Source organism: Nocardioides sp. JCM 18999 (assembly GCF_055391175.1).
This window is the reverse complement of the sequence record NZ_AP043887.1, coordinates 1,296,143-1,308,237: the sequence shown is the minus strand read 5'-3', so window position 1 is coordinate 1,308,237 and position 12,095 is coordinate 1,296,143. Positions and strand designations below refer to the sequence as shown.

The 12,095-nt window shown below is 69.4% G+C and carries 13 protein-coding genes; all 13 read right to left on the bottom strand.

Annotation, left to right across the window (positions count from 1 at the left end):
- Nucleotides 1-77 precede the first annotated feature (77 nt).
- A complete protein-coding gene (gene ruvB / locus ACZ5J1_RS06315; RefSeq protein ID WP_464563572.1) occupies nucleotides 78-1,154 on the bottom strand; it encodes a Holliday junction branch migration DNA helicase RuvB in 1,077 nt (358 codons plus the stop codon).
- Nucleotides 1,155-1,160: 6 nt separating this feature from the next.
- Nucleotides 1,161-1,754 carry a Holliday junction branch migration protein RuvA gene (gene ruvA / locus ACZ5J1_RS06310; protein WP_464563571.1) on the bottom strand — a complete coding sequence of 198 codons (594 nt, stop codon included), beginning with the start codon at nucleotides 1,752-1,754 and terminating at the stop codon, nucleotides 1,161-1,163.
- On the bottom strand, nucleotides 1,751-2,284 hold the full coding sequence (gene ruvC, locus ACZ5J1_RS06305; RefSeq protein WP_464564722.1) for a crossover junction endodeoxyribonuclease RuvC: 534 nt from the start codon (nucleotides 2,282-2,284) through the stop codon (nucleotides 1,751-1,753). The genes ruvA and ruvC overlap by 4 nt, the downstream gene beginning before the upstream one ends.
- Before the next feature lie 99 nt (nucleotides 2,285-2,383).
- Complete coding sequence (locus tag ACZ5J1_RS06300) at nucleotides 2,384-3,154, bottom strand: YebC/PmpR family DNA-binding transcriptional regulator (protein ID WP_464563569.1); 771 nt, start codon at nucleotides 3,152-3,154, stop codon at nucleotides 2,384-2,386.
- 11 nt (nucleotides 3,155-3,165) lie between these two features.
- Nucleotides 3,166-3,756 (bottom strand): pyridoxal 5'-phosphate synthase glutaminase subunit PdxT, encoded by a 591-nt coding sequence (pdxT, locus tag ACZ5J1_RS06295; protein WP_464563567.1) that lies wholly within the window; start codon nucleotides 3,754-3,756, stop codon nucleotides 3,166-3,168.
- A complete protein-coding gene (gene pdxS, locus ACZ5J1_RS06290) occupies nucleotides 3,753-4,670 on the bottom strand; it encodes a pyridoxal 5'-phosphate synthase lyase subunit PdxS (RefSeq protein ID WP_464563565.1) in 918 nt (305 codons plus the stop codon). The genes pdxT and pdxS overlap by 4 nt, the downstream gene beginning before the upstream one ends.
- Nucleotides 4,671-4,716: 46 nt before the next feature.
- Nucleotides 4,717-5,340: a phosphatidylinositol phosphate synthase gene (gene pgsA, locus ACZ5J1_RS06285; RefSeq protein ID WP_464563563.1), complete on the bottom strand. Its 624-nt coding sequence runs from the start codon at nucleotides 5,338-5,340 to the stop codon at nucleotides 4,717-4,719.
- Between the two features lie 12 nt (nucleotides 5,341-5,352).
- On the bottom strand, nucleotides 5,353-6,135 hold the full coding sequence (locus ACZ5J1_RS06280; protein ID WP_464563561.1) for an inositol monophosphatase family protein: 783 nt from the start codon (nucleotides 6,133-6,135) through the stop codon (nucleotides 5,353-5,355).
- A complete protein-coding gene (locus tag ACZ5J1_RS06275; RefSeq protein WP_464563559.1) occupies nucleotides 6,132-6,680 on the bottom strand; it encodes an HIT family protein in 549 nt (182 codons plus the stop codon). Before ACZ5J1_RS06275 ends, ACZ5J1_RS06280 begins: the two co-directional genes overlap by 4 nt.
- A complete protein-coding gene (locus ACZ5J1_RS06270; protein WP_464563557.1) occupies nucleotides 6,677-7,417 on the bottom strand; it encodes a TetR/AcrR family transcriptional regulator in 741 nt (246 codons plus the stop codon). Before ACZ5J1_RS06270 ends, ACZ5J1_RS06275 begins: the two co-directional genes overlap by 4 nt.
- 15 nt (nucleotides 7,418-7,432) lie before the next feature.
- The gene (locus ACZ5J1_RS06265) at nucleotides 7,433-9,103 is read right to left on the bottom strand and encodes an FAD-dependent oxidoreductase (protein ID WP_464563555.1); all 1,671 of its coding nucleotides are present in this window, start codon (nucleotides 9,101-9,103) and stop codon (nucleotides 7,433-7,435) included.
- Between the two features lie 16 nt (nucleotides 9,104-9,119).
- On the bottom strand, nucleotides 9,120-10,103 hold the full coding sequence (locus ACZ5J1_RS06260) for an AurF N-oxygenase family protein (RefSeq protein ID WP_464563553.1): 984 nt from the start codon (nucleotides 10,101-10,103) through the stop codon (nucleotides 9,120-9,122).
- Nucleotides 10,104-10,175: 72 nt separating this feature from the next.
- Nucleotides 10,176-12,095: a threonine--tRNA ligase gene (gene thrS / locus ACZ5J1_RS06255; RefSeq protein ID WP_464563552.1), complete on the bottom strand. Its 1,920-nt coding sequence runs from the start codon at nucleotides 12,093-12,095 to the stop codon at nucleotides 10,176-10,178.

Genomic DNA, 12,095 nt, shown 5'->3' with positions numbered 1-12,095 from the left:
ATGCGGCACACACGATCCGGTGATTCAGCCTGCCATGGCACGCATCGTCACCGGAACTTCACCCGGCACTCCTCGAACTACTCCTCGAACAGGGTCCCGTCGGAGCCGTAGGCGACCACCGGCGCAGCGAGCCCGAGATGCCCCCAGGCGGCCGGAGTGGCGATCCGCCCGCGTGGTGTCCGAGCGAGGAAACCGTTGCGGACGAGGAACGGTTCGGCGACCTCTTCCACGGTCTCGCGCTCCTCGCCGACCGCGACGGCGAGCGTGGACAGCCCGACCGGACCGCCCCCGAAACGACGGCACAGGACGTCGAGCACGGCACGGTCCAGCCGGTCCAACCCCAGCGGGTCGACCTCGTAGAGATCGAGCGCAGCGGCTGCGATCGGCTCGGTCACGACGCCGTCGGCGCGGACCTGGGCGTAGTCGCGGACCCGGCGCAGCAGCCGGTTCGCGATCCGTGGGGTGCCCCGCGACCGCGAGGCGATCTGGGCGGCTCCCCCATCGGTGAGCGTGACGTCGAGCAGCCCGGCCGATCGACGGACGATCAGGTCGAGATCAGCGGGGTCGTAGTACTCGAGGTGGCCGGTGAACCCGAAGCGGTCGCGCAGCGGACCGGGCAGCAGCCCCGCACGGGTGGTCGCACCGACGAGGGTGAACGGCGGGATCTCCAACGGGATGCTGGTCGCTCCCGGCCCCTTGCCGATGATGACGTCGACGCGGAAGTCCTCCATCGCCATGTAGAGCATCTCCTCGGCGGGTCGCGACATCCGGTGGATCTCGTCGACGAAGAGGACGTCGCCCTCGTTGAGGCCGGACAGGATGGAGGCGAGATCGCCGGCGTGGGTGATCGCGGGGCCGCTCGTGAGCCGCAGCGGCACCGTCATCTCGGCGGCGATGATCATGGCGAGAGTGGTCTTGCCCAGCCCCGGCGGGCCGGAGAGCAGCACGTGGTCGGGGGTCCTCCCCCGTTGGCGCGCAGCCTCGAGCACCAACCCGAGCTGCTCACGGACACGGACCTGACCGACGACCTCGTCGAGGGATCGCGGTCGGAGAGCGGCCTCGACCGCACGCTCGTCGCCTTCGGCCTCAGCGGTCACGATCCGCTGCAGGTGCAGCTCCTCGGCGGCGTCGAGCTCGTCCTCGTGGAAGGGCATCTCGGGTCAGGCCTTGGACAGGATCTGGAGCGCGGACTTGAGCAGCAGGCTGACGTTGACCTCGCCGGTCGGCTCGGGCACGGCCTCGACCGCACGGTCGGCGTCCTTGGCGTTGTACCCCAACCCGACGAGCGCCTCGCCGACCTGGGCGCGCCACGGCGCAGCGCCCTGGGGTCGGGTTGCGGAGGCCGCACCGGTCGGCGCGCCGATCCGGTCCTTGAGCTCGAGGATGATCCGCTGGGCACCCTTCTGCCCGATCCCGGGGACCTTGGTCAGTGTCTTGACGTCGTCGGTGGAGATCGCGAGTCGGAGCGTGTCCGGGCTGAGCACCGCGACGATCGCCTGCGCGACCTTCGGCCCCACCCCCGAGGCGGTCTGGACGAGCTCGAAGGTCGCCTTCTCGTCCTCGTCGGCGAACCCGAAGAGCGTCAACGAGTCCTCCCGCACGACGAGCGAGGTCGGCAGCAGCGCCTCGGAGCCGGATCGGAGGCCGGCGAGCGTCGACGGGGTGCAGAGCAGCTCCAGGCCGACTCCCCCGACCTCGAGGACGGCGCTGGAGAGGGTCACGGCGGCGACCGTGCCGCGGACGTGGGCGATCATCGGGGGATCCTGTCTTTCGAGGGTACGGCGGCCAGGGCCGCGTCCAACCGAGCCTGAGCGCCTCCGCGCCAGATGTGGGTGATGGCCAGGGCCAGTGCGTCAGCGGCGTCGGCGGGCTTGGGCATCGCGTCGAGCCGGAGGATCCGCACGACCATGGCGCCGACCTGCGCCTTGTCGGCGCGACCGTTGCCGGAGACGGCTGCCTTGACCTCCGACGGCGTGTGCAGTGCCACCGGGATCCCGCGCCGGGCCGCGCAGACCATCGCGAGCCCGCTGGCCTGGGCGGTGCCCATGATGGTGGAGACGTCGGAGCGGGCGAAGACCCGTTCGATCGCGACCGCGTCGGGACGGTACTCGTCGAGCCGGGCCTCGATGCCCTGCTCCAGCTGCACCAGCCGCTCCCAGACCGGGAGCGAGGCCGTCGTACGGATGACCGAGACGTCGACCAGACGCAGCGGGCGCCCGACGGAACCCTCGACCACGCCCGCGCCACAGCGGGTCAGGCCGGGGTCGATCCCGAGCACGCGCATCGGCACGCCTTCCTAGGTAAGTCGAACATCTGTTCTAGGAAAACACTAGCCCCCTGCCAGTGGCAGGGGGCTAGTGACACGCGGATCAGGCAGCGAGACTCACTCCGCGTCCAGCTCGGCGAGGATCTCGGCCGAGATCTCCGCGTTGCTGTACACGTTCTGCACGTCGTCGAGGTCGTCGAGCACGTCGACGAGCTTCATCACCTTGGTCGCGGTGGCGGCGTCGGCGACGGGGATGTCCATCGACGCGATGAACTCGACGTCGGCGGACTCGTAGTCGAGGCCAGCGTCCTGGATGGCGGTCCGGACCGCGAGCATGTCGGTCGGCTCGGAGATGACCTGCCAGTGCTCGTCGTGGTCGTTGACGTCCTCGGCCCCGGCGTCGAGCGTGGCTTCGAGCACCGTGTCCTCGTCGACGGCCGTGCCTTCCTGGTCCTTGGCCAGCACCACGATGCCCTTGCGGTGGAACAGGCGCGACACCGAGCCCGGGTCGGCCATGGTGCCGCCGTTGCGGGTGACCGCGGTGCGGACCTCCATGGCGGCACGGTTCTTGTTGTCGGTCAGACACTCGACCATCAGCGCCACACCGGCCGGGCCGTAGATCTCGTACATGATCGTGTCGTAGGAGACCGCTTCGCCGCCGATGCCGGCGCCACGCTTGACCGCCCGATCGATGTTGTCGTTCGGGACCGACTGCTTCTTGGCCTTCTGGATCGCCTCGTAGAGCGCAGGGTTGCCCGACGTGTCAGCGCCGCCGGCCTTCGCCGCGACCTCGATGACCTTGATCAGCTTCGCGAAGCTCTTCGCGCGCTTCTGGTCCTTCGCAGCCTTCTGGTGCTTGGTGGTTGCCCATTTGGAGTGACCTGACATGGGAACAGATCCTATCGAGCGTTGATGAGGTCGAGGAACAGGCCGTGCAGTCGGGTCTCCCCGTTGACCTCGGGATGGAAGGACGTGGCCAGCTTCCGCCCCTGCCGTACGGCGACGGGGTGGCCGCCAGCCCGGGCGAGCACCTCCACGTCGGGCCCGACCTCCTCCACCCACGGAGCGCGGATGAAGACGGCGTGCACGGGGTCGTCGAGTCCCTCGACCGCGAGCGACTCCTCGAAGGAGTCGACCTGGCGACCGAACGCGTTGCGGCGCACGGTCAGGTCGAGACCGCCGAAGGTCTCCTGGTCGGCGGTGCCGTCGAGGATCCGGTCGGCGAGCAGGATCATCCCGGCGCAGGTGCCGAAGACCGGCATGCCGGCCGAGATCCGCTCGCGCAGCGGGTCGAGCAGGTCGAAGATCCGGGCCAGCTTGGCGATGGTGGTCGATTCCCCGCCGGGGAGGACGAGACCGTCGACCGTGGCCAGTTCGGCGGGGCGACGGACCGTGATCACGTCGGCGCCGAGCGTGCTCAGTGCCGTGACGTGCTCGCGGACGTCACCCTGGAGTGCGAGGACCCCGACCCGTGGACGGGGTGAGGTCACCAGCCGCGCTCGGCGAACTGGATCGACCGAGCGGGCTCGTCGACATTGATCCCGACCATCGCCTCACCCAGACCACGCGAGACCTTCGCCACCACGTCCGGGTCGTCGAAGAACGTCGTCGCCTTCACGATCGCCTCAGCCCGCTGAGCCGGGTTGCCCGACTTGAAGATGCCGGAGCCCACGAAGACACCCTCAGCACCGAGCTGCATCATCATCGCCGCATCCGCCGGCGTCGCGATCCCACCCGCAGTGAACAGCACCACGGGCAGCTTCCCGTTCTCGGCGACCTCCTTGACCAGCTCATAAGGCGCCTGGAGCTCCTTGGCCGCCACGTACAGCTCATCGGTGGTCAACGCAGCCAACGACCGGATCTGCTTGCGGATCGTCCGCATGTGGGTCACCGCGTTCGAGACATCACCCGTGCCGGCCTCACCCTTGGACCGGATCATCGCCGCACCCTCGGTGATCCGACGCAGCGCCTCACCCAGGTTCGTCGCACCACACACGAAGGGGACGGTGAAGGTCCACTTGTCGATGTGGTTCTCATAATCAGCCGGAGTCAGGACCTCGGACTCGTCGATGTAGTCCACACCCAACGACTGCAGGATCTGAGCCTCGGCGAAATGCCCGATCCGGGCCTTGGCCATCACCGGGATCGAGACCGCGGAGATGATCCCGTCGATCATGTCCGGGTCACTCATCCGCGACACCCCACCCTGGGCACGGATGTCAGCCGGAACACGCTCCAACGCCATCACGGCGACAGCACCGGCGTCCTCAGCGATCTTGGCCTGCTCCGGAGTGACGACGTCCATGATCACGCCGCCCTTGAGCATCTCCGCCATCCCACGCTTCACGCGCGAGGTCCCCACGACGGTGTCCTCGATCTTGCTGTTCTCGGTGCTCTCAACCATGAGTTCCATCCTAGGTGCGACCTGCGCCGCGGATGTCACAGGGGTTTCAGGCATCCAGTGCCAGCGCCTGCTGGCGAACCACCCAGACCCGCTGGATGACCGTGATCGTGCTGGCCGCAGCCAGGACCCACAGCGTCAGGAAGCACATCCACGGCTGGTTGAAGAGATCGGACAGTCCCGTCATCACCAGGATCGCGACCAGCCGGTCCGCGCGCTCGGCGATGCCGACGTGCGCGTCGAGGCCGATCGACTCGGCCTTCGCCCGGGCGTACGAGGTCACCGACCCCATCACGACGCACCACAACGACAGGTAGAGGTAGAGGTCGGAGTCACCGGGCCCGGCGAAGTAGAGCGCCAGCGCACCGAAGATCGCGCCGTCGCCGATCCGGTCGAGCGTGGAGTCCCAGAACGACCCGAAGGTGGAGGCACCCTTGCTCCGGCCGACCTTGCGCGCCATCGCGCCGTCGACCAGGTCGGAGAAGACGAAGGCGGTGATCACCAACGTGCCGACGAAAAGCTCACCGCGCGGGTAGAAGCCGAGGGCGCCCGCACAGACACCGAGGGTGCCCACGAGCGTGACGGTGTCGGGGCTGACCCCGAGCCGAATGAGGAGATTGACGATGGGGGCGAGGACGACGCCCTGCCAGAACGCCTTGAACCGATCCAACATGGTGGGCTCAGGCTAGCCGCGAACGAGCGCGTCGGCCGCCTCCGCGACCGCGCTCGGCGCGCCGATCAGCGTCCAGGTCTTCCCTGCGGCCTCGATCTGACGGGCCGCTCCCCCGGCGCCGAGCACCAGCGCGAGCCCGGGAAGACGGTCCCACGGGTGCACGGTGTGCTGGCAGAAGAGGTGCAGGTGCCCCTGCGCGACGGCGGTCATGTCCATCGATCCGGAGCCCAGCATCCGCTGGGTCGCAGCGCCCGCGACCACCCGGGTGTAGGCCTCGCCGGGGGCCTGGCCGTAGTCGGTCGGGTGCAGGTACGTCGTCAGGCACGACTCGGCCAGGGGGCGGTCGGCGAGCGGCGGCAGCGGGTTGCCGTTGCGGGTCGTGCCGAGGTCGGGTCCGCCGAGGAAGAGCGTGTCGGACTCGGGGTGGTAGATCGCACCGACCAGCACCCGCTCGCCGCCGTCGGGAAGCTCCTCGGTCAGCGCCAGCGCCGAGCACCACCAGCTCAGACCGTTGACGAAGTTGTAGGTCCCGTCGACGGGGTCGATGGTCCACCGGCGGCCGCTGCGGCTCTCCCGGGCCGCGCCCTCCTCGCCCAGGATCCCGTCCTCGGGCCGCTCGGCGACGAGCCGGTCCATGATCAGGGCCTCGGCGGCACGGTCGGCCTCGGTGACGACGTCGGAGATCGAGGACTTGAAGTCGGTCTCGATCCCGGCGGCCCGCATCTGCGCGGCCAGTCGACCGGCGGCACGCACCAGCTCGCCGGCGAGGAGGGCGTCGGGGGCGAGGTCGTTCACGCGGTGGTGGCCTTCCAGGCGTCGGCGAGCAGCTGGCGGGTGTCGCCGAGCAGCTCGGGCAGGGTCTTGGTCTTGCCGATGATGGGCATGAAGTTCTGGTCGCCGACCCATCGCGGGACGACGTGCTGGTGCAGGTGGGCAGCGATCCCAGCCCCGCCGGCCTCGCCCTGGTTCATCCCGATGTTGAACCCCGGCGCCGACGAGACCTCACCGATCACCCGGATCGCGGTCTTGGTCAACGCCGCGATCTCGATCGCCTCGGCCTCGGTCGTGTCGACGTACCCCGGGATGTGGCGGTAGGGGCAGACCATCAGGTGGCCCGGCGTGTAGGGGTAGAGGTTGAGCACCACGAACGCGGTCTCACCGCGGTGCACCATCAGTCCTTCGGCATCGTCGAGGCTCGGCACCCGGCAGAACGGGCACTGCTCCTCGCCCGGGTGGGCGGGCCGGTTCTCGCCGCGGATGTAGGCCATCCGGTACGGCGTCCAGAGCCGGTCCAAGTGGTCCGGCTCGCCGATCCCGTCCTGCTCGAGTGGTGCGCTCACGCAGGCAGGCTACCGGGCTGCACCAGCAGGCCGGCGACGTCCTCGGCGGTCATGTCGGCCTCCAGCCGGAGACCGAAGGCTGCCGCGTGCCCCTGGATCACGAACCAGATCGACTGGCTGACGAGGCCGGCGACCATCTCGGGACCGAGCACTCGCTCGGGCCGCGAGATCCATCGCCGGACGGCGGAGAACGCCGCCCCGACGATGCCGTAGACGAGCGGGTCGAGCAGGGCGACGAACTCCTCCGGCTCCATCCCGAAGACCTCGGCGGCACGGTCCTCCCCGTGCGGCACCGCCAGCAGGAGCAGGGTGGTGATCCGACCCGCGATCTGGTCGAGTCCCGCCTCGAGCGGCCCCGGCTCCGCGGTGGTGTCGTGGTCGGCCAGTCGGTGCAGGGCCGGGTGCTCGACCGCCCAGTCGACGTAGGTGGTGATGATCCGACCGATGATCTCGACGATCGTGCCGTCGAGGGTCATCTGCGGGAGGAGCAGGCCCCAGACCTGGTCGAGGATCTCGGTCTGGACGGCACGGTCGAGGTCGGCCCGGTCGCTGAAGTGGCGGTAGAGCACGGTCCGCGACAGGCCCGCGCGCTCGGCGATCTCCTGGACGTGGATCTCGGTGCCCGGCTGGTTCTCCTGCGCGATCGCGATGGCTGCGGCGATGATCTGGCGCCGGCGCTCCTCCTTGTGGGAGTCCCACCGCGTCTGCCGGCCGTCCCGGCCCTGCTCACTCGGCATGGGCACACCCTACGGTCAGCGCCGGGCCAACCGGCGCAAGCCCGTACGACGCCCCTCGGCCGCCTCCGACGCGACCCGGAACGCTTCGTCGACGTCGACGATCTTGGTCCGGACCCGACCCTGCTCGGCGCCGCGTCTGCGTTCCTCGGCGTCGATCGCCTGCCACCCGGTCCCGTCGACCAGACCGGGCACCGCGGTGGCCACCCGCTCGCGGAAGGCGGTGGCAGGCACGGTCGGTCGCGTCAGCACGCCGGCGTCGAGGTCGTCGAGGAGGCTGCTCACCGTCTCGGCGGCGTCGGTCTTGTTGGTGCCGATGAAGCCGGTCGGGCCGCGCTTGATCCAGCCGGCGACGTAGACGCCGGGCCGCACCCGACCACCGGTGTGCGGCACCGTGCCGGTGGCGTCGTCGTAGGGCAGGCCGTCGACGGGCATCCCGCGGTACCCGATGGCACGGAGCACCAGTCCCGTCTCGATCCGTTCCAGCTCGCCGGTGGCGACGGCCCGGATCGTGCCGTCCGCGGCCGGCTCCAGCCGGGTGCGCTCGACGACGATGGCCTCGACCCGCTCGGAGCCGAGGAGCTCGACCGGAGCCAGGCCGAAGCGGAGCACGATGGTGCGTCGGGTCGGGTCGATCGGGGCGTCGGCGAGCTCGCGGAGCAGCCGGGCGCGGGTGTCGTCCCCGGAGATCGGCAGGCCGCCGCTGTCGAGGACGACGTTGACCCGACCCTCGACGACCGCCAACCCGTGCAGTCCGACCAGCTCCGGCAGGGTGAAGGCGGCCTGGTCCGGTCCCCGGCGCCCCAGCACGAGCACGGTCCGGACGTGGCTGCGACGCAGCTGCTCCAGCGGCAGGGCGGCGATGTCGGTCGGAGCGAGCTCGGCCGGATCGCTGACCAGGATCCGGGCCACGTCGAGCGCGACGTTGCCGTTGCCGATCACGACAGCGGTCTCGGTGTCGAGCGGCACGGCGAGGTCGGTCCGGTCGGGATGCCCGTTGTACCAGCCGACCACGTCGGTGGCCGAGAGCGATCCGGGCAGCGTCTCCCCCGGCACGCCGAGCGCCCGGTCGGTCGCAGCGCCGACGCTGTAGATCACCGCGTCGTAGGCCGCGTCGAGCTCGGCATGGGTGACGTCACGCCCGACGTCGACGCCCAGCAGGTAGGAGAAGCCGGGCTGGCTCTCCACCGCACCGAAGAGCTCCGCGACCTGCTTGGTGTGCTGGTGGTCCGGAGCGACGCCGAACCGGACCAGCCCGTAGGGCGTCGGCAGCCGGTCGATCACGTCGACCCTGATCTCGGGGTGCGTGAGCAGCTCGTCGGCGGCGTACAGGCCCGCCGGCCCCGCGCCGACCACGGCGACCCGGAAAGGACCGGGTCGCAGCACCCGGCGTTGCGGCGCGACCAGGGCGATCGGCGTCCGGTCGGCGTGCGGGAAGGCGTCGTAGTACTCGGCGTTGAGCGCCTGGAACGGCTGTTGCGCCGCGGTCAGGGTGGTGTGCGGCACGATCGCGTCGGCCGGGCAGGCGGTCGTGCAGGCGCCGCAGTCGACACAGCTGGCGGCGTCGACATAGAGCATGTCGGTGGTGCCGAAGCCCGGTTCACCCGGCGCCGGATGGATGCAGTTGACCGGGCAGGCGACGACGCACGAGGCGTCGGCGCAGCAGGACTGGATGACGACGTGCGGCACGGCGGTCCCCCGAGGCTCAGTGGGTGGCCGAGGCCGGCTCGCCGCGGAAGCGGGCGGGCTTGCCGTCGATCTTGAGCATCCGCCACAGGGGGCGCGTCACCCGGGTGCGCAGTCCGAGCTCGTCGGCGAGCATCCGGACGTCGCTGAACATGTCACGCAGCGTCTTGCGGGAGTCCGGGCTGTCCCACCAGATCTCGCGGGCGACCTCGTCGGGGATCCCCATGTCGTCGCGGGCCTGCTTGCTCGGCACCATGATCACGTCGCACAGGCCGCGCATGATGATCGGGAACAGGACGGCGAGCAGCTGGCGGCGTACCGGGCCGAGCTCGGGGACGTGCTGCTCGAGGTACTGGTGGGCGAACCCGATGTGCCGGGCCTCCTCGGCGATGTGGATCTGCATGATCCGGTCGATCAGGGGGTGTCCGCCGCCGGCCCGCAGGATCGACTTCTGCAGGTGGTCGATCGGCTCCTCGCCGGCCAGGATCCCGACGAAGAACGCCTCCGGGAAGAACGCGCCGGCTGCGGCGGCGACCGGGAACAGCACCTTGAAGTACGTCGGCGCGCCGGCGACATCGACGCCCCAGCGGTTGACCGCCTCCTGGAACATCTGGGTGTGGTGGGTCTCCTCGGTCACCTCGTGGGTGGCGTAGCGGAACTCGGGGTTGCGGTCCTCCATCCAGACCAGCCGGTTCATCACGCCACTGATCAGGAGCTGCTCGAACTGACGACCCACCTTGGCCACGGAGGCGTAGCGGTACCCGCCGACCTCGATCTGGCGCTCACGCGACAGCGACTTGTACCAGGGGTGCCGACCGATCTCGTCGGCGTCGGTGAGGATCAGGCGCTCGTCGCCCGGCTTGAACGAGAACTCCGGGGAGTCCCAGTCGATGTCCTTGAACGCGTCGAAGTGCTGGTCCACGGACGCCTGCGAGAGCGTCTGGAGGGTCTCGTAGTAGCCCTGCTTGCCCTGCGACGAGTGCTTCACCTGCGTAGCGGTCATGCCAGCAGGTTAGTGCGACACGGGTCCCGGATACAAGGGTATCCGCGACGCCGTGTCGCACTAGTTCAGGTCTCAGACCTGGGCGTGCGACTCCACGGCCTCGACGATCCGGGCGATCGCCTCGGCGATCGGGACTCCGTTGTCCTGACGACCGTCACGGAACCGGAAGCTGACGGCACCGTTGGCGACGTCATCGGCACCCGCGATCAGCATGAAGGGGATCTTCTGCAGCTGTGCGTTGCGGATCTTCTTCTGGAACCGGTCGTCGGACTCGTCGACCTCGACCCGGATGCCGAGCTTCTTCAGCTGACCGGCGATCTCGTAGAGGTGGTCGGCGAAGGCGTCGGCGACCGGGATCGCCTGCACCTGGACCGGGGCGAGCCACGGAGGGAACGCCCCCGCGTAGTGCTCGACCAGCACGCCGAGGAACCGCTCGATCGAGCCGAACTTGGCCGAGTGGATCATCACCGGCTGCTGCTTGGAGCCGTCGGGGCCGACGTACTCGAGACCGAACCGGGCCGGCTGGTTGAAGTCGTACTGGACGGTGCCCATCTGCCAGGTGCGACCGATCGCGTCCTTGGCCTGGACCGAGATCTTCGGGCCGTAGAACGCAGCGCCGCCCGGGTCCGGGACGAGCTCGAGGCCGGTCTCGGCCGCCACCTGCTCCAGGACCGCCGTGGCCGTGGCCCAGTCGTCCTCGGAGCCGATGAACTTGTCCTTCTTGGCGTCGTCGCGGGTCGACAGCTCGAGGTAGAAGTCGTCGAGCCCGAAGTCACGCAGCACGGTCAGCATGAAGTTGAGCAGGTGCTTGACCTCGGCCGGAGCCTGCTCGGGCGTGCAGTAGGAGTGCGAGTCGTCCTGGGCGAAGCCGCGCACCCGGGTCAGACCGTGGATGACGCCGGACTTCTCGTAGCGGTAGACCGAGCCGAACTCGAACAGCCGCAGCGGCAGCTCGCGGTAGGACCGCCCTCGCGAGGAGAAGATCAGGTTGTGCATCGGGCAGTTCATCGCCTTGAGTTGGTAGTTCGATCCCTCGAACTCCATCGGCGGGAACATCGTGTCCGCGTAGTGCGGCAGGTGGCCCGAGGTGTGGAACAGGCCGTCCTTGGAGATGTGCGGGGTGCCGACGTAGGAGAAGCCCTCCTCGATGTGGCGCTGGCGGACGTAGTCCTCCATCTCGCGCTTGATCACACCACCCTTGGGGTGGAAGACCGGCAGGCCGGAGCCGAGCTCGTCGGGGAAGCTGAACAGGTCGAGCTCACGGCCGAGCTTGCGGTGGTCGCGACGCTCGGCCTCCTCGATCTGGTGCAGGTGCGCCTCAAGCGCCTCGGTGGTCTCCCACGCGGTGCCGTAGATCCGCTGGAGCTGTTTGTTCTTCTCATCGCCGCGCCAGTACGCCGCCGCGGACCGCATCAGCTTGAACGCGGGGATCCGCTTGGTGGTCGGCAGGTGCGGGCCCCGGCAGAGGTCCTTCCAGGCGATCTCGCCGTTGCGGTCGAGGTTGTCGTAGATGGTGAGCTCGCCGGCGCCGACCTCGGCACTGGCACCCTCGGCCGCCTCACCGGCGTTGCCCTTGAGCCCGATCAGCTCGAGCTTGTAGGGCTCGTCGGCCAGCTCGACGCGGGCGTCGTCGTCGTTGGTGACGCGGCGGGAGAACTTCTGGTTCGCCTTGATGATCTTCTTCATCGCCGACTCGATCTTGACCAGGTCCTCCGGAACGAAGGGGGTCTCGACGTCGAAGTCGTAGTAGAAGCCGTTCTCGACCGGCGGCCCGATGCCGAGCTTGGCCTCCGGGAAGAGCTGCTGGACGGCCTGAGCCATCACGTGCGCGGCGGAGTGCCGCAGGATGTCACGACCGTCGGGCGAGGAGATCTCCACCGGCTCGACGACGTCACCCTCCGTGATCTCCGTCGCGAGATCCTTCAGCTGGCCGTTGATCCTGGCCGCGATGACGTCGGGGTTGTCGGCGAATTGCTCCCATGCCTTGCTCAC